The organism is Methanoculleus thermophilus, assembly GCF_001571405.1.
In the GTDB taxonomy this organism is placed as follows: Archaea; Halobacteriota; Methanomicrobia; order Methanomicrobiales; family Methanoculleaceae; genus Methanoculleus; species Methanoculleus thermophilus.
Genome location: NZ_BCNX01000007.1, coordinates 72,711 through 90,008, shown reverse-complemented (window position 1 = coordinate 90,008; position 17,298 = coordinate 72,711). Strand labels below are relative to the sequence as shown.

General features: G+C 61.3%; 18 protein-coding genes. 11 read left to right on the top strand and 7 right to left on the bottom strand.

What is annotated here, in order from left to right; translation table 11 throughout:
* Window positions 1-18: 18 nt before the first annotated feature.
* From MCUTH_RS06235 to MCUTH_RS11575, 7 genes are all read right to left on the bottom strand, one after another.
* The gene (locus tag MCUTH_RS06235) at window positions 19-444 is read right to left on the bottom strand and encodes a hydrogenase iron-sulfur subunit (protein ID WP_066957209.1); all 426 of its coding nucleotides are present in this window, start codon (window positions 442-444) and stop codon (window positions 19-21) included.
* Window positions 445-2,463, bottom strand: a complete 2,019-nt coding sequence (locus tag MCUTH_RS06230; RefSeq protein WP_066957207.1) for a CoB--CoM heterodisulfide reductase iron-sulfur subunit A family protein — start codon at window positions 2,461-2,463, stop codon at window positions 445-447. It abuts the gene before it with no gap.
* Between the two features lie 11 nt (window positions 2,464-2,474).
* A complete protein-coding gene (gene hdrB / locus MCUTH_RS06225) occupies window positions 2,475-3,377 on the bottom strand; it encodes a CoB--CoM heterodisulfide reductase subunit B (protein ID WP_066957205.1) in 903 nt (300 codons plus the stop codon).
* Window positions 3,378-3,382: 5 nt separating this feature from the next.
* On the bottom strand, window positions 3,383-3,964 hold the full coding sequence (gene hdrC / locus MCUTH_RS06220; protein WP_066957203.1) for a CoB--CoM heterodisulfide reductase subunit C: 582 nt from the start codon (window positions 3,962-3,964) through the stop codon (window positions 3,383-3,385).
* A gap of 10 nt (window positions 3,965-3,974) precedes the next feature.
* Complete coding sequence (locus MCUTH_RS06215) at window positions 3,975-5,144, bottom strand: 4Fe-4S binding protein (protein ID WP_066957201.1); 1,170 nt, start codon at window positions 5,142-5,144, stop codon at window positions 3,975-3,977.
* 14 nt (window positions 5,145-5,158) lie between these two features.
* The gene (locus tag MCUTH_RS06210; protein ID WP_066957199.1) at window positions 5,159-5,431 is read right to left on the bottom strand and encodes an indolepyruvate ferredoxin oxidoreductase subunit alpha; all 273 of its coding nucleotides are present in this window, start codon (window positions 5,429-5,431) and stop codon (window positions 5,159-5,161) included.
* 222 nt (window positions 5,432-5,653) lie between these two features.
* Window positions 5,654-5,860, bottom strand: a complete 207-nt coding sequence (locus tag MCUTH_RS11575) for a hypothetical protein (protein ID WP_150468737.1) — start codon at window positions 5,858-5,860, stop codon at window positions 5,654-5,656.
* Between the two features lie 266 nt (window positions 5,861-6,126).
* Here MCUTH_RS11575 and fhcD point away from each other — a divergent pair, with 266 nt between their 5' ends.
* The 11 genes from fhcD (at window position 6,127) to MCUTH_RS06150 (ending at window position 17,108) form a co-directional block, all read left to right on the top strand.
* Window positions 6,127-7,035, top strand: a complete 909-nt coding sequence (gene fhcD / locus MCUTH_RS06205; protein ID WP_066957197.1) for a formylmethanofuran--tetrahydromethanopterin N-formyltransferase — start codon at window positions 6,127-6,129, stop codon at window positions 7,033-7,035.
* 613 nt (window positions 7,036-7,648) lie between these two features.
* Entirely contained in the window at window positions 7,649-8,605 is a 957-nt protein-coding gene (locus tag MCUTH_RS06195) for a tRNA(Ile)(2)-agmatinylcytidine synthase (RefSeq protein ID WP_066957192.1), read from the top strand.
* A complete protein-coding gene (mmp11, locus tag MCUTH_RS06190) occupies window positions 8,589-9,482 on the top strand; it encodes a methanogenesis marker protein 11 (RefSeq protein ID WP_066957190.1) in 894 nt (297 codons plus the stop codon). The genes MCUTH_RS06195 and mmp11 overlap by 17 nt, the downstream gene beginning before the upstream one ends.
* Window positions 9,464-10,435 (top strand): radical SAM protein, encoded by a 972-nt coding sequence (locus MCUTH_RS06185; protein WP_066957187.1) that lies wholly within the window; start codon window positions 9,464-9,466, stop codon window positions 10,433-10,435. The genes mmp11 and MCUTH_RS06185 overlap by 19 nt, the downstream gene beginning before the upstream one ends.
* A complete protein-coding gene (locus MCUTH_RS06180) occupies window positions 10,432-11,688 on the top strand; it encodes a thiamine pyrophosphate-dependent enzyme (RefSeq protein ID WP_066957184.1) in 1,257 nt (418 codons plus the stop codon). Before MCUTH_RS06185 ends, MCUTH_RS06180 begins: the two co-directional genes overlap by 4 nt.
* A complete protein-coding gene (locus tag MCUTH_RS06175; RefSeq protein ID WP_066957718.1) occupies window positions 11,660-12,790 on the top strand; it encodes a homocitrate synthase family protein in 1,131 nt (376 codons plus the stop codon). Before MCUTH_RS06180 ends, MCUTH_RS06175 begins: the two co-directional genes overlap by 29 nt.
* On the top strand, window positions 12,787-13,998 hold the full coding sequence (locus MCUTH_RS06170; protein WP_066957181.1) for a 3-isopropylmalate dehydratase large subunit: 1,212 nt from the start codon (window positions 12,787-12,789) through the stop codon (window positions 13,996-13,998). Before MCUTH_RS06175 ends, MCUTH_RS06170 begins: the two co-directional genes overlap by 4 nt.
* Window positions 13,999-14,469 carry a LeuD/DmdB family oxidoreductase small subunit gene (locus MCUTH_RS06165; RefSeq protein ID WP_066957179.1) on the top strand — a complete coding sequence of 157 codons (471 nt, stop codon included), beginning with the start codon at window positions 13,999-14,001 and terminating at the stop codon, window positions 14,467-14,469. It begins immediately after the preceding gene.
* Window positions 14,466-15,287, top strand: coding sequence for a DUF7714 family protein (locus MCUTH_RS06160; RefSeq protein WP_066957176.1), 822 nt, complete (start codon window positions 14,466-14,468; stop codon window positions 15,285-15,287). The genes MCUTH_RS06165 and MCUTH_RS06160 overlap by 4 nt, the downstream gene beginning before the upstream one ends.
* Window positions 15,265-16,233 (top strand): isocitrate/isopropylmalate dehydrogenase family protein, encoded by a 969-nt coding sequence (locus MCUTH_RS06155; RefSeq protein WP_066957173.1) that lies wholly within the window; start codon window positions 15,265-15,267, stop codon window positions 16,231-16,233. The genes MCUTH_RS06160 and MCUTH_RS06155 overlap by 23 nt, the downstream gene beginning before the upstream one ends.
* A gap of 26 nt (window positions 16,234-16,259) precedes the next feature.
* The gene (locus MCUTH_RS06150; protein ID WP_066957170.1) at window positions 16,260-17,108 is read left to right on the top strand and encodes a deoxyribonuclease IV; all 849 of its coding nucleotides are present in this window, start codon (window positions 16,260-16,262) and stop codon (window positions 17,106-17,108) included.
* The last annotated feature ends 190 nt before the right edge of the window (window positions 17,109-17,298 follow it).

Sequence of the window (17,298 nt, the reverse complement as noted above, 5' to 3'; positions counted from 1 at the left end):
CTGTCTGGTATTGTATATTTATCTGGCAAGTTCTTTGAGCGGGCTTGGGCCGAGCTCTTTGATGGTCTTGACGACGTCTTCCATGACCATACCCCACTTCGCACCCTCGGATGCGGAGACGAAGGTCATTCTGAGACGCTTGTCGTCAAGACCAATGTTCTTGAGGACACTCTTTAAGAGGAACATCCTCTTTGCTGCCTTGTAGTTGCCCTCAAGATAGTGGCAATCGCCGAAGTGGCAGCCGGAGACGAGCACGCCGTCCGCCCCATCCTGGAATGCCTTCAGGATGAAGAGCGGATCCACCCTGCCCGTGCACATCACACGGACGGAACGGACGTCGGGTGGGTACTGTATGCGGGCGCCACCTGCAAGGTCCGCACCTGCGTACGAGCACCAGTTGCAGATGATGGCGATGATCTTGGGCTTCCAGTTTTCGTCTGCCATTTACTGTTCACCTCCAAGGAGGAACGCGTCAATCTGTGCGATGATCTGTGGGGTTGCGAAGTGCTGCATCCAGATGGCTCCGCCGGGGCAGAACCCTCCGCAGGTGCCGCAGCCTTTACACTTGGCCTCGGTAACCTGCATGACCTTGCGACCATTCTTCTCGACGAGCGAGAGGGCCTGGTAGGGGCACTGGTAGACGCACATTCCGCATCCTGCACACTTCTCCTCGATACACTGGGCGAAGTAAGGCTCGAGCTCCACCTCTCCCTTGTGGATCGGGATGGACGCTGCGGATGCTGCTCCCTCTGCCTGGGCGACCGTGTCGGGGATATCCTTCGGCCCCTGGCAGGTACCGGCGAGGTAGACACCGGCAGTGGTGGTACCGCACGGGTTCAGCTTCGGGTGTGCCTCGAGGAGCCAGCCGTCCTGCGAACAGGAGACACCGAAGAGCCTGCGGGTCTTCTCGGTCTCTGCGGTGGGCTGGATGGCTGCCGCGAGCACGACCATATCGACTTCCATATCGACAGGCCGACCGAGGAGCGTGTCTTCTGCATGCACGTGGAGGTTCTTGGTCACCGGGTCTTCGGTGATGTTTGCAACCCTGCCGCGGATGAACTTCGCACCCTCGTTCTGGATGCGGTAGTAGAACTCCTCGTACATCTTACCGAAGGACCTGATGTCCATGTAGAAGATGTAGGGCACCGCTCCGGGGATCTTCTCGATGATCTGGTGGGCGTGCTTGAGCGAGTACATACAGCAGAACCGCGAGCAGTACGGCTTGCCGACACCGGTCGTGTCACGAGAGCCTGCACAGAGGACAAACGCGACCCTCTTCGGGGTCTCACCGTCGCTCGGGCGGACAAGGTGACCGCCGGTCGGGCCGGATGCACAGATCAGACGCTCGAACTCAAGCGATGTGATGACGTTGTCGTAGTTCTTGTAACCCCACTCGAATTTCTTCTCGATCGGGAAGATTTCGTATCCTGTTGCGAGGATGACAGTTCCAACCTTGACGGTCATGAACTCATCCTTTGCCTCGAGGTCGATTGCCTTCTTCGCACCGCATGCCTCGACGCAGAGACCGCACTTGACACAGGCGTCGAAGTCGACGGTGTAGATCAGCGGAGAGACCTGTGGGTGGTAGATGTAGATCGCCTTCCTCGGGGCCATGCCGAGCTCGAACGGGTTCGGCTTGATGACCGGGCAGACGTTTGCGCAGTCACCGCAGCCGGTACAGCCGCCGCCGACGATGCCGCGGGCTTCTGCTTCTTTCGGGGTGAGGACACCGCGTGCCTTCTTTCGGAGGGTCACATCGAAGTTGCCGATGTATCCCTCGACCGCCTCAACCTCGGTGTAGGTGAGGAGCTCGATGTTCTCGTTGCGGTAGACATCCACCATCTTTGGTGTCAGGATACACTGCGAACAGTCCAGCGTCGGGAAGGTCTTATCGAGCTGGGACATCCTGCCGCCGATGGTCGGGCTCTTCTCAATGAGGTAGGTCTTGATCCCTGCGTTTGCAAGGTCGAGAGCTGCCTGCATACCGCCGACACCACCGCCGACGACCATGGCTGCCTTCTCGACAGGAACACTCTTCGGGACGAGGTCCTCAAGCAGGGCTGCCTTTGCCACGGCGATCCTGACTGCATCCTTTGCCTTCTCGGTAGCCTCTACGGGCTGGTGCATGTGTACCCAGGAGTTCTGGTCGCGGATGTTTGCCATCTCGAACCGGAAGGGGTTTAAGCCACCTGCTGCGGTTGCGTTGCGGAACGTGGGTTCGTGCAGGCGGGGGGTGCAGGCCGCGACGACGACTCCGGTCAGTTTCTGCTCCTTGATGGCCTCTACGATCATGTTCTGGCCGGGTGTGGAGCACATATACGCGTAATTATCAGCGACGACGACGTTCGGGAGCGTCTTGGCGTATTCCTTTACCGCCTCAACGTCAATGGTACCTGCGATGTTGGTACCACAGTGGCACACAAAAACGCCAATTCTTGCCTCTTTATTCTTGACTTCTGCCATGTGTTTGCACCTCACAGGATCTTCTTCAGGAATGGCTCAACATTGATGGCATGCAGGTCGAGTGCAAGCTCTTCCGGGCTCATGCCCTGTGCCAGTCCCAGGAGTTCGTTGTAGTGCAGGACGGGGATGCTGTGAGCAACACCGAACTTCTCCTTGATCTCAAGCTGGCCGCGGTCGAACTGGAGCTGACAGAATGGACAGACATCGGTGACTGCATCGACACCCGCTTCTTCCATGTTAATCAGCTTCTCATTTGTGATATCGAGCGCGTGCGCTATATCGTATCCACGGACACCGCCACCGGCTCCACAGCACTGCATCTTGTTGCGGTACTGGACCGGTTCGGCTCCGAGTGCGGCGACGAGTTCTTCCATCCACATCGGGTTCTCGGTGTTCCCGAAGTGCCGCTCTTTGCGCGGCTTCATCATGTGGCAGCCGTAGTGGACGGCGACTCTCGCACCGGTCAGGGGGCGCTTGACACTATCGGCGAGCTTCTTGACGCCCACGATCTCCGGGTCGTAGTAGAGCTCGGCGAGGTGCCAGACGTCGATGGTCCCCTTGAACTCCATATCGATCTCTTTGAGCACTTCGTTGACTCCATCGCGGAGCTCGTCGTTGTGCTTCAGTTTGTGGTTGACTTCCCAGATGGACTTGTAACAGCCGTTGCAGATCAGGGCGATGTCCATGCCCATCTGCTCGGCGAGTACCAGGTTCCTGGCCGCCATTGCGTACCAGACGTTTAAGTCAATCGAACCGAAGGCACCCGGTGCCGGGCAGCAGCTTGCGCCCTTCAGGGGCAGGAGGTCGATGCCGACATTCTTGCTGGTCTCGATGGCTGCCGCTTCGATGCCGGGGTAGCGGTTCGGGGCGATGCACCCGAGGAAGAATGCGTATTGGTGTCTGTTGTTGCTCATGGTTTTCACTCTCCCTCCGAGAGAATTCTGTCCGCATTCTCTTTCAGTTTGTAGTGGTCGAGGATCTTCCGAATTCCGGGCAGGTACTCCGGGTACTTGTGCGTCGTCTCGGGCTCCTCATCAAGGCCGAGTCTCTTGCGTGCAGCCCGGTTTGCGTCGTTGTTCGGGACGCCGTGACCGGTCTTGTAGATCAACTGGACGGTCTGGAGGAAGTTGCGCGGGACAATGTCGCGCTTGAACGCAAGGTTCCTCATCGCCATGATCGCGTCGGTCGGCGCGAGGTCACGGGGGCACCGGTCGGTGCAGCTGTAACAGGTCGTGCAGAGCCAGAGGTCCGGGTCGGTGAGGACTTCTTCCTCGAGTCCGAGGACCGCTTTGCGCATGAACAACCGGATGCGGTATGAGCTCCGGGGTGCCGAGGGGCACGATCCTGTGCAGGTACCGCACTGGTAGCACATGTGGGCGGCCGTCTGCCCGATCTTCTCAACTTCCTTGAGGAACTCGGGGTTGCTGTCAGAAGCGTAGAACTTCCTGTCCCGGAGTCTCTCAGCGAGTTTTTGGTCAATGTATTCTTTCTTTACTGCCATTGGCTATCCCTCACGCCTCTTCTGCTGTTTCCAAAACTTTGACTTCGACCTCTCCGGGGGTGGCCTCTTTCACCTTCGATGTCCTTGGGGTGAGCAGTTTCTCCTTGATCCTCTTGAAGAGGTCCGTCTCCTTGTCCTTCATCCGGATGGCCGTCCGCCGCAGGATGATTGCGTCCTCGCTCGGGCAGGCGTTGACACAGGCGCCGCAGAGGATGCAGAAGTCCTTGTTGATGGCGATGTTAGGCTCAATCTCTCCCTTCATCTCCTTTGCAGGGACGGGGGCGGGCAGGTAGAGTGCATTGCAGGGGCAGACCTCAACACAGGTCGAGCAGCCGCCGGGGCACTTCTCGGGGTTGATCTCGATCTCTCCCTCGAAGAGCTTCTCAACGGTGATTGCTTCCTGTGGGCAGGTGTGAACACACCAGGTGCAGGTGCAGCAGTTCTCCTGCTCGATCTCAACCTTGCCGGGCAGCTTGTCGCTGATGACTTCCCGCTCGACGGTGATTGCCTCCTGCGGGCAGGCCTCCACACAGATCTTGCATGCATCGCAGGTGCTCTCTTCCCACAGGACGTCCCCTTCGATCTTGCCGGTCTCGGGGTTTGCAGGTTTGCGGGCAACAGTGATGCTTGGGCAGAGTTCGCCGCAGATGCCACAGACATCGCACTTCTCGGTGTCTACGGTAAATGTGGTCTTGGTCTGCAATGCGGTCTGGCGCGGCCTGCCTGCCTCGTCGCCGCCCTCAAATGCGGGTACGTCACGTGCGATGGCGTCTCTTGGGCAGACCTCATCACAGGTAGTGCACCGGCTGCATTTCTCCTCGTCGATCACGGTGACCATGTCGTATGTGGGGAATCCTTCCCGCTCAAGGATCGGGAGCCTCTCTTCCCCATCGATCTTGAGGGTCATAGCATTGAAGGGGCACATGATGACACAGACACCACAATACGAACATTTCTCAGGGTTGACATCGACGGGTGCTGCATTGTTAACTGCCCCACGGCGTGCCGCACCGACAGGGCCGAGCGCGATTGCCTCTTCTGGGCAGGCATCGACACAGATACCGCAGCCTGTGCAGGTCTCTGCGTTCAGGATCAGGTTGTTGACTGCCTTCAGGAGTCTCTGCTCCATGATGACATTCTGACCTTCCTGAGTCTTGGAATACTTTGGAAACAGTGCCATACTCTAGATCACTCCTATACTACTACTTTTCGGGCCTTAGACTGGGTCTCCCACGGTCCTACAAGCTTAATAACCTCATAGGGGCAGGCCTGGACGCAGACGCCGCAACCGGCGCAGAGCTCGGAGTTGAAATCAAGGATGACAGCCTTGCCGTCTTTGACCTTGTAGATCTTCTCCTTGGTTACCGGATCTTCGGTATGGAGCTCAAGAGCATCCACAGGGCATGCCACCACGCAATTATTGCAGCCTGTACATCGTTCCATATTGATGTGCAATGCAAATGCCATGGTATCACGCACCAGATCTGATCGATTTAAAATCGATATAAAAAGAGTTGTCAAAGAATATACATAAACTTTCTGAAATTCGACAGCCTTATATTCCAGAATACTGATTATCTCTTAGATTTTATAAATTAAGGAAGTTACTATGTTGGTCCGATACTCAAAACGTGGGCATATATCCCTTTTTTTAGTGGATGAAGAAAACGAAATGGTTATATTGTGGATTTACCCTTTTGCTGAAAATCGGTGGCCAGTCCCGGTCAGTAGCGTTGAGACCAGGTAAGATCTCCCAGAAGCCACAAGATCATTGTTGTTCCGCTCTTTTCTGATGTCCGGTATCTCTTGCGCGGTTGGAGAAGCAACGAATTTCGCATCCATCGTCTCTCCTCCCTTCATGCCGGGTGCTGGAGTTTTCACTTCGCCTCTGGTCATACCCCTCTCCCGCAACCTCTACCCCGTGACATGATTCCTCCCACAGGAGCTCGTGGTTCCGGATGGCTGCAGATCTCGTTCGTCGATCCCTATACTGTTTTCCTGCCTGGAGCAGTGGGTCTTCGATGAGCGACCGAAGGTGTTGGGCAACCATGCCGCTCTGATCGCCGGCAGCATAAATGGCCTGCTCGCCCTTTTTCGAGAAAAAAAAGAAACCTTATTCTGTCCGGATTGTAACATTGTAGCAAACGAGGTGTAGTTTATTCATGGAACTGAATGGCGTAACTATCGATGACACCTACGCAGAAGCTTTTCCGACCTGGGTGGCACGGCCCATTATTACCGCCGTCACTGAGGAATGGGCATACAAGGCAGCAGTTGAGGCTGTTGGGTTTGCCACCTCGACCATCGGATGTCCGGCGGAGGCAGGCATCGACTGCTTTGTTCCCGCCGACGAGACCCCCGACGGACGGCCCGGCTATGCGATCCTGATCTGCGCGAGCAAGAAGAAACTCAAAGAGCAGGTCGTGGAGCGCCTCGCTGAGTGCGTCCTCACGGCACCGACGACGGCGGTCTTTGACGGTCTCGCCGACGTCGTCGCCGAGGTCCCGGAGAAGATCCCGGTCAAGCTCCACTTCTTCGGCGACGGCTACGAGGAGAAGCGTGAGGTCGGCGGCAGGACGGTATGGGCCATCCCGATCATGGAGGGCGAGTACATCGGCGAGGAGGAGTTCGGCATCGTCAAGGGTGTTGCGGGCGGCAACTTCTTCATCATGGGCGAGAATCAGATGGCTGCTCTCACCGCTGCCCAGGCGGCGATCGACGCCATTAGCGGCGTCTGCGGTGTCATCACGCCATTCCCCGGCGGCATCGTTGCAAGCGGCTCGAAGGTCGGGAGCAAGAAGTACAAGTTCATGGGCGCAAGCACGAACGAGGCCTACTGCCCGACCCTCCGCGAGAAGGTCGAGGACAGCAAGGTCCCCGAGGGCGTCAAGGCAATTTACGAGATCGTCATCGACGGTGTCGACGAGGACTCGGTCAAGACCGCGATGGCTGAGGGTATCCGGGCGGCGTCCAAGGTGCCGGGCGTAGTGCGCATCAGCGCCGGGAACTTCGGCGGCAACCTCGGACCGTTCAAGTTCGAGCTGAAGGACGTTCTGGCGGACTATCTCTAAATCTCTTTTTTTGTGGTGGCCATTGGGGCCGGTGAAGGCTTCATGGTGCGCTGAAGGTGCTGGGACACCTATATTGAAACACCGTTACGAAATCTAATATTTGCTGGAGTTACCCAAGTTGATGCTCTGATGGGCTGCAGAATCGTGTTGTCGGTCAGCCGTAAACCTCTAACATAGGTTCCTGAGCGACTTCTGTGAAGAAACTGGATTAAACTTCCGTCTCAAGCAACAGCACGGATTCCTGGGGGGAATCGCCTCGCAGGGGGGTGGGGACAGGGGAGGGGGGAGTATCCCCCCTCGCACCTATCGGTGCTCGAGCTCCGGTCCTTCGGACCGTCGCACTCCCCGTCAGCCCCTCCCCCCAAGTGCGATAGCCCCCACGGTCCAGAGTATGGGCTTTCCATCGCTATTCGCTTGTTCTTTCGTTATAGGAAAACTAGTCCCTGCATACCACATACCCACCACCCCATCTCCCTCAACCGCGTGAAACAACCGCCCGTTCCCCCTCCTCACCCTCCAGGGAGCCGAATCTCCGCCATCTGCCCCCACCCGATCGATCCCCTTAAATACCGTTATCAACGACATTCTTGTTAACGATAATTTCGGTGACATCATGATTACACTCACGCCTGATGAAGTCAGGGCCCGGTTCGGGCCGATGTTCTCGATGAAGTACCTCGTTATGGTCGATCAGAAGGCCGGTCTTGCGGAGATTCGCGAGCAGTGCCGGGCCCGAGGGACCATCGAGTGGGACGCGGCGAACCGGGTACGGGCGAGGGGTGCGGTGGAGTCCTGTCACGTCGAGGGCACGACGATGACGATGCTCGCTCGACTGGGGGTTTCGCCGGCGAAGTTCGGGGCTGCAAGCAAGGAGATCGGCGGCCAGGCGCTTGAGGGGGTCGAGGTTGTCGGGGACGAGGTGGTGACGACCTGGTCGGGGATTGCGGGTGCCGGTGTCGGCATCGCCGCCTGTCTGACCCAGGCGCCAGGGGTGACCCGGGCAGAGTATCCATCCGAAGAAGACCTCCGGATCGGAGGAGCCCGGATCTGCCGGGTGAGGATCACATCCCCGCTCTACGAGAAGGTGACGATCGGGATCGACGATACCGACACCCGCGAGGAGGGCGCCACGTGGGTCCTCGCGCTTAAGTGCGCCGAGGGCTGCAAGATCCCCGGGGTGGAGTACCTGGACATGCGCCTTGTGCAGTTAAACCCGGCGGTCCCGAAGAAGACCACAAACTGTGTCAGTTCCGCCCTGAACTTTGCCGTCCGACCCGGAAAGGTAGATGAGCTCCTCGAGTACGTCCGTGACTTTGTCGAGTCGGGTGCGGTCAGCAACGACACCGGTATCGCGGTCTACCGAGGGATCACGTTCGCGGAAGAATCTCCCTACTTAAAGCGGGTCAAGACCGAGCTCCTGACGGTCGAGGAGGCGGAAGCCGAGGCCGCCCGGATGGGCGTCCAATTCATCGACTCGAACGGACGAAAAGGTCGGATTGGAGCGCTCGGTGCCGTTCTCTGGGGGAACCGGGGCGCTGAGGCGGCTGGACTTTATGGAGAGACTCTCTGATCCATACATAATTCGGTATCCGCAGATCGTCGCGGTGGCCGATGAGAACGGTAGGCAGGTAGAACTCATCGAGTTCTTCGACTGCATCGGCGGGGCGATGTGGGTGAAGCACCACTATGCAAAGAGCCCTCTCGTCCGCTCTATCCGCACCGTTGGTCCAACCAACCGCTACTTGCTCTCGACCGGCAACGTCGACCTCGCGCTCCAGGGCTCCTTCTTCCCGGCGGGGATCGCCGCTGTCGCCGTTGATGACGACGAGATCGCCGTCACCTACCGTGGTCTTGGCGGCGGCGGCGTAGGCGCATCCATCTGCCGTGCCACCGCGAAAGGCGTCATCCGCGAAAAGAGCGATCCTGCCGGCGGTGGGCGGCTTGCGGGCTCAACCATCTGGCTTCCCCGGCGTGAGCGGGTGATCATCGGGATCGACGACACCGATACTCCGGAGGAAGGAGCCACCTGGACGCTGGCCCACAACATCGCGAGAGCCGTCGAGGACGACCGTTCCCGCTACCTCTCCCACACCATCGTCCAGCTCTACCCCGTCCCCTACCGGACCAAGAACTGTGTCGCCATCGCCTGCGAGTTTGCCACCACCGACCCCTCCGGGCTGGTCCGGCGCTTCCATGAGTATCTGGAGGAGTACACCCTCTCGGATGATACCGGGATGGCGGTCTGGCGTGGGTTCGATCCCGCGCCGCTCGAAGCGTTTGGAAGACGCGTAAAGCAGGGCGAGGTCACTCATGACGACCTTGCTGCACTCGACGACGAACGCCTCTCCATCGTCATGGACGGCAGAGGTATGATCGGGGCGGTGGCGGCGATCCCCTTTGCCACGCGGTATGAGGAGGCACTGGCGCTATGGACTGGATCCGGCTGAAAGCCCGGCTGCTTGAGGTGGGCTCCGTCCGCCTCTCCGGAGAGCCTGCGGAGCCTTACATCTCCCATTCGACCGCCGGCCCCTCTGCCGGGTCGCCCGGTTCACTTTTCTTTTCCGATGGCGGCGGTCGAAGGGTCCGCCTCGGCATCAACGAGGCAAGTTCCATCGAGATCGTCCACCGGGGGAGAGGCGAGGCCGACCTCTTCATCGACGGCAGCGCGCTCCGCGGCGTCCTCGAGCCTGCCGCCCACCACTGTCCCCGCCAGGCCTATATCACCGTCAGCGGAACGTGTATCTTTCACTGCCGTTACTGCCCGGTACCCGATCTCCCTGGCCGCCGGAAAGAGGTTGCCGAGATCGTCCGCATGGTCGAGGATGTCGCCGACCGTATCGATGCCATTGCAATCACAAGCGGTGTCGCCTCCTCGATCGAAGAGGAGGAGGCTTATGTCCTTGAGGTCGTTGCGGCGCTCCGCCACTTTGATCTTCCCATCGGCGTCTCGATCTATCCGGGGCCAGAAACCCCGGTCAGGCTCCATGCGCTCGGTGTTGCGGAAGTGAAGTTCAACATCGAGGCGGCGACGGAGGGCATCTTTCGCGAGATGTGCCCCGGTCTCTCCTGGGACGGGATCTGGGAGGCGCTCGCCTCCTCCGTCGTACTCTTCGGCAAGGATCGAGTCCACTCGAACATCATCGTCGGCCTCGGGGAGACCGACGATGACCTGGAGCGGGTGATGGAAGACCTCGCCGCGATCGGTGTCATCCCGGTCCTCCGGCCGCTCACCCCGGCGGCGGCCCTCGCCGACCGGCCCCGCCCCTCCGCCGAACGGCTGCTCCGGCTCCATAGGGTCCATGAGAGGGTTCTCCGGGAGGCCGGGCTTGATCCGCGTAGGACGCTGACGATGTGCGCGGCATGCACTGGGTGCGACCTTGCGCCCGGGAGGGACGCATGAAGGGATCAGAGGCGCTTGCTCTCGCTCTCCTCCGGTCGGCCGATCGATGTTATACTGTTTCCGGCTACCCGATATCGGACCTCGCCGCCTCGGCGGGTGCTGCGATCACCGTAAACGAAAAGACTGCGCTCGAGTATGCCCTCGGCGACTCTCTCTCCGGGCGGAGGGCCGCTGTGATCGTCAAGCACGTCGGCCTCAACGCCTGTGCCGACCCGCTCGTGCACGCCACCGTCCAGGGCCTCCGGGCGGGTGTTGTGGTGGTCGTCGGCGACGACGTGCGTGCGGCGGCTTCAGACATCGTCCAGGACTCCCGCTACTACGGCGAGGTGGCGCAGGTCCCGGTGCTGGAACCGGACGGTGAGACGCTCGGTCCGGCGGTCGAGGCGGCGTTCGAGGCCTCCGAGACCTTCTCAAGGGTCGCGATCCTTCGGGTCACGCCCGACCTCCTTGACGCCGATCTGCCGGACATCCCCGTTCCCCGGAGCGACCGAAAGGGTTGCCTTGCAGACCCGGACCTCACGATGGCCGGCCGGGCAGAGGCCGCGGACCGGCGGACCGCAGCGATGTTTGCCTGGTCGCGATCATCGCCGCTAAACCGGCTCTCCGGCGGCAAAGACCGCATTGTCACCGTCTACCCGCCCCCCATAGGCCCGGACGCACCCGTTGAGGTTCACGAGGTCGGCCGTCCCTTCCTCCGGGAGCACCGCTTGCTCGCTCCTCCCGACATTGCCGGAGAGCCGGAGCGGCACGCTTTGCGAGGTTACTCGCGGACATTCTGCCGGGACTGCCCGTTCCATCCGGTCTTTGGCATACTCCGCGAGCGAAAGATGTGGGCGGTCTGCGACGCCGGATGCGCCATCCTCGCGATGAACCCACCCTACCGTGTCGGTATCGCAACCTATGGGCTCGGCTCGTCGGTCGCTGTAGCGGCGACCGGACCGGGCGTTGCGCTCACCGGCGACTACGCGCTCCTGCACTCCGGGATCAATGCTCTCATCGATGTCTACGAGCGCAAACTTCCCCTCCTCTGTATAGTCCTCGCGAACAACCGGATGGGGATGACCGGAGGTCACCCCGTCCCCGAGATCCTTCGCTACATCGCCTGGGCCGATCCGGTGGTCTGTGCCGCGGATGACACGGCAACGCTTCGCCGGCTCCTTATTCCCCCAAAGGGAGGGCCCAGGACGGTGGTGGTCGAAGGCGCCTGCCCCAATGGTGGACGACATGAAACCGTGGCATATCGAGATCTGTGATGTAACGCTGCGAGACGGGGAGCAGACCCCCGGCGTCTCGTTTACCCGTGACGAGAAGATGGCTATTGCACAACTGCTTGACGAGATCGGCGTGGAGGTGATTGAAGCCGGTTTCCCCGTGGTCTCGACGGCCGAGAAGGAGTGTGTCGCCGCCATCGCCCGGAGCGGTCTTGATGCACGGGTCTGCTGCCTCGCGCGAGCGCTCAAGCCCGATATTGAGGCGGCGCTCGATTGCGACGTTGACATGGTCAGCATCTTCATTGCGACCTCGGACCTCCATATCCGGCACAAGTACCGCAAACCCCGCAAGGAGGTGCTCGAAGACGCTCTCAATATGGTTGAGTTCGCCTCCGATCACGGTGTTCAGGTGCGTTTTGCGGCTGAGGACGCCTCGCGGACCGACCCGGCGTTCCTTATTGAGATGTATACCCGTGGTGCCGAGTACGGGGCCGACCTTGTCAGTTTCGCGGATACCGTCGGGTGCCTTACACCGCTTGAGATTCATGCGATCGTCTCGGAGATCCTCGATGCGGCCCCTCTCCCGCTCTGTATTCACTGCCACAACGATCTCGGGTTTGCGTCCGCAAACACCATTGCAGCCGCGGCCGCCGGGGCGTTCCAGCTCCACACCACCGTCAACGGGATCGGGGAGCGTGCGGGCAATGCGGCGCTTGAGCAGGTGCTCGTCGCCCTCCGGATGAAAGGCGGAGTCGACCGCTACGATCTTGGCCGCCTGCTGGAGATCTCGCGGCTGGTTGCCGGGTGCTCGGGCGTGGCCCCGGAACGCACCCGGCCGATCGTCGGCGAAAACGCCTTTGCCCACGAGAGCGGAATCCACATCGCCGCCATCCTTGAAGACCCCTCAACCTACGAATACATCCCCCCGGACCTGGTGGGCGGCGAACGCCGGTTTGTCCTCGGGAAGCATACCGGGAGGCGGGCGCTTGAGCATATCGCAAAAGCCCATGGGTTCGACCTCTCCGATGCGGAGGTGCGGTGGGTGCTCGAGCAGGTGAAGCAGAAGAGTGAGGGGAAGTGCAGCGTCACCCCGGAGGTGCTCTGCGGGCTTCTCCGGCAGGCAAAAGAGGAGGTCCTCCCGTGAGCACGCTCTCTGAGAGAATCCTCGGCGGACCGGCGGGGACCTACGTCGACCGTGAGGTCGATCTCGCGTTTGCCCACGACGGAACCGGCGTCCTCACCCGGGAAGCGCTCCGGGAGATGGGGGTGGAGCGGCTCCCACACCCAGAGCGCCTGCATCTCATATTCGACCACATCGTCCCGGCAAACACCGGTACAACTGCGACCCTCCAGGCAGAGCTCCGGGAGTACGCCCGGGCATCGGGGGTGGAACTCTCCGACGCCGGCACCGGGATCTGTCACCAGGTGATGAGCGAAGGCATCGTCCGGCCCGGCATGGTCGTCGTCGGGGCCGACTCCCACTCCTGCACCCTCGGTGCCTTCGGTGCGTTTGCCACCGGGGTGGGGGCAACAGATATGGCGGCGATCTGGGCCTCGGGAGCCACGTGGTTCCGCGTCCCGGAGACGATCGCGATCAATCTTTCGGGCACGCTCTCCGGTGCGGCGGAACCAAAGGATCTCGCTCTAACCTATGTTGCAAAACTCGGGATGGAGGGGGCGACCTACCGGGCGCTGGAGTTCGTGGGCGATGGAGCGGCGACGATCTCCATGGACGGGCGGCTGACGCTCGCGAACATGGCGGTTGAGACCGGAGCAAAGGCAGGGATCTTTTATGCCGACACGACAACTATCCGTTATCTCTCGGAGTACGGAATTGCAGCATCGCCCCAGACACTGGAGGAGTGCCGTTATGAGCGAACCCTGGATATCGATCTCGCCGATATCGTGCCCCTCGTCGCGGTCCCGCACCGGGTGGATACCGTACGGGAGGTTGAAGAGGTCGCAGGGACGCATCTCGACCAGGTCTTCGTCGGGACCTGCACGAACGGCCGCTACGAGGACCTTGCCCGGTTCGCCCGGATCGTCCGGGGGAAGAAGGTTGCGGTTCGCACCCTGGTCATCCCAGCCTCGCGGGCGGTGCTCGCCCGGGCAATCGCCACCGGCGTCCTCGCGGATATTGTGGAGGCGGGGTGCATGGTGATGACTCCCGGCTGCGGGCCGTGTCTTGGTGCGCACGCCGGCGTGCTCGGCGAGGGTGAGGTCTGTCTCTCCACCGCCAACCGGAACTTCAAGAACCGGATGGGCGTCGGGGGCGAGATCTACCTCTCGTCAGTCGCCACCGCCGCCGCGAGCGCTATTGCCGGTGAGATAACCGTCCCGGAGGTGGTATAAGTGCAGGGAGCCGGACCGGCAGTCTGTATCGGGAGCGACATCGATACCGACCTCATCATCGCGGGCCGCTACCTCAGGACGAAAGACCGCTCGGTCTGGGCGGAGCATGCCTTCGAGGACCTGGACCCGGCACTTGCCGGCCGCCTTTCGGGTGCGGTCATCGTCGCCGGAAGGAACATGGGGTGCGGGTCGTCCCGGGAGCAGGCGGTCATCGCCCTCCGGGAGGCCGGGGTTGTCGGGATCGTCGCCGAGTCGTTCGCCCGGATATTCTTCCGGAACGCCATCAACGTCGGTCTCCCGGTTATCGAGGCCACCGTCCCCTGCACCGACGGCGCCCATGTCGCCTTCGACCTCGATGCGGGGTGGGTGGAGGTGGACGGGAAGCGGTATCCCGCCCGCCCGCTCTCGGAGAGGATGGTCGCCATCCTCCGGGCCGGCGGGCTGGTTCCATACTGGAGGTCGCGCCGATGATCTTTCCCACCCACTGTAAGTTTGTCGGGTCCGCGACCACCATGCCGTACGGCGAGCGGGCCTACTTCCTCTCGCGCTATCTTATCCATGAGGGACCTAGCGGCACCGAGGTGCTTGAGGTGGAGACCGACCCGAACGGGACCGGGCTGATGCGAAAGGTGATAGCACGTCGGGTACTTGCCTCCGGTGACGATGTCTACTGCTACCCGGATCGCGTGAACATTCATGATCGAACATTCTTAGTACAGGAAGCCTTGCGGTCCGGCCGCCGGTGCACCGTATTCACCGGGCATGGCGAGCAGACCACATTCGTGCTCGACCCGGACCTCTCAGGGTTCCTCCACATCCACGTTTATGATATCACCCCGCCCCGCCCGCACCTCTCGGCCACGATCGGCGACCTCGAGAAGACCGGGATCTTTGGCGACCTCGAGGTCATCTTCGAGCACCACGTCCGGGATATCCGCGAGTTCGGGGCCGACGTCTACCCCTGCCGTGCTGCTGGGTTCTCCCGCACCCTCGATGCCGACCCGGTCTGGCCGGGCGACCGGGTTGCAGGCTGCCAGACGGGAAGAGACCTGGTGCGGGAGTGCTGTGGGGACGGTGTTGTGGTTGAGAACATCTGCCCGCTCGAGGCGGTCGCGGCCGAGCCCTTCATCGCGCGATGCTGCCGGAGCGAACGGGCCGGGATCGGGCACTGGAACGGCCGGTTCGGCGCCGTGGTCCACTGGGGAGCGTCGCCATGGGATATTGCCGACGCGGTTCGGCGGGTCGTGGCCGCATGGAGGGAGCAGCATGGTGAAGGTCGCGGTCGTTGAGGGCGACGGCATCGGGCACGAGGTCATCCCGGTCGCCCGGGACCTCCTTGAGGCGGTGCGTCCGGACCTCGAGTTCTTCGATGTCGAGGTGGGCTACGGCCGGTGGGAGCGGACCGGGAGCGCCTGCGATGAGGAGACGATCGCCGATCTCCGGTCGGCGGACGCCATCCTCTTTGGTGCCATAACGACGCCGCCGGACCCGGAGTACCGGAGCGTCCTTGTCCAGATCCGCAAGGCTCTCGACCTCTACGCGAACGTCCGTCCCATCCGGGGCGAGGGGGTCGATGTCGTCATCGTGCGGGAGAACACCGAGGGGCTCTACTCCGGCATCGAGTGGACGGAGCCTGTTCGGGCCTGCACTCTCCGGGTCGTCTCACGGCAGGGGAGCGAGCGGATCGCCCGCTATGCCTGCACCCTTGCAAAGTCCCGCCGCCACCTCACTGTCGGGAACAAGGCAAACGTCTTGAAGTCCGACTGCCTCTTCGTCGATATCTGCACTGCGGAGGCCGTCCGGGCGGGGGTTCCCTGCAGGACGAGTTACATCGATGCGCTCTGCCTCGATCTTTTGATGCACCCGGACCGCTACGATGTGATCGTGACGACCAATATGTTTGGGGATATCCTCTCCGATGCCGCCGCCTACCTGGTGGGAGGACTCGGGATGCTGCCGAGTGCGAATATCGGAGACCGGCACGCTCTCTTTGAGCCGGTCCACGGGAGCGCTCCGGATATTGCGGGGAGAAACATTGCAAACCCCGTTGCTGCCATCAGGAGCGCCGCGATGCTCCTCGCCCACCTCGGGGACCCCGCGTCAGCAGCGGCCATGGAAGCGGCCGTCGGACGGGTGCTTTCTGCAGGCATCCGGACGCCCGATCTCGGAGGCGACGCCGGCACCCGGGAGTTCGGGGCGGCGGTGCTCCGCGAGGTCGGGCGGGGGAAGGCCTAAAGACTCCCGGCGCCGAGAGTTAGAGTATGGTTCTGGTGGGATGCCACGTCTCCATCGCCGGCTCGATCGATCTTGCGATCCAGCGGGCCATCGATGCGGGCTGTGATACATTTCAGATCTTCTCCCGTAACCCCCGGGGCTGGAAGGCAAAGGATCTCGACCCCGCCTCAATCGATGCGTTCAGGGCGGCGCTGAGCGCATCGGGGATTGGTCCCGTCGTCGACCATATGCCCTACCTCCCAAACCTGGCTTCGCCTGACGATGCGATCTATGAAAAGTCGGTTGAGGCGCTTACCGGTGAACTCCGGCGGTGCAGTCTCCTCGGGATACCCTACCTCGTGACCCACCTCGGGCATCACCGGGGCTCCGGGGCCGATGAAGGGAGGGAGCGGGTGATTGCTGCCGTCAACCGGGCGCTCGCCGATGCGGGGGAGAGCGGCGTGATGCTCCTCCTTGAGAATACCGCCGGGGAGAAGAACAGCGTCGGGTCGACCATCGCCGACCTTGCCCGGATCCTTGATGGGATCGATGCCGACGGGAGAGTTGGGGTCTGTTTTGATACCTGTCATGCTTTTGCTGCCGGCTACGATCTCCGGACGGCGGAAGGGGTCGGGGCTGCGTTTGGAGAACTCGATGACCTGATCGGTCTATCCCGTCTCCGCGTCGTCCACGTCAACGACTGCAAGGGCGAGCTCGGGAGCGGGCTTGACCGGCACGAGCATATTGGGCTTGGGTCCATCGGGGAGGCGGGATTCAGGCACGTCTTCCGTCACCCGGGCGTTCGCGGTCTTCCCCTCATCTGCGAGACGCCGGTCGACGGGAGGCGAAACGATGCCGGAAATATCGCAAAGGTCCGTGAGCTTGCGGGGGCGTAAGCTCCCCTGGACGCTCCTCTGGTGAGATCGTGCCGAAGGTTGTGTTCCGTTGGCACCCGGGGTATATTGCATCTTGAAATTTTTATATTAATATAAAAATTCTCCTCGACACCTCTAGATTATAGAAATATTTTTATATAGACTATTCTATCCTTCAACGCGCAAACCCTCTACCCTGAGAAATCCGGTT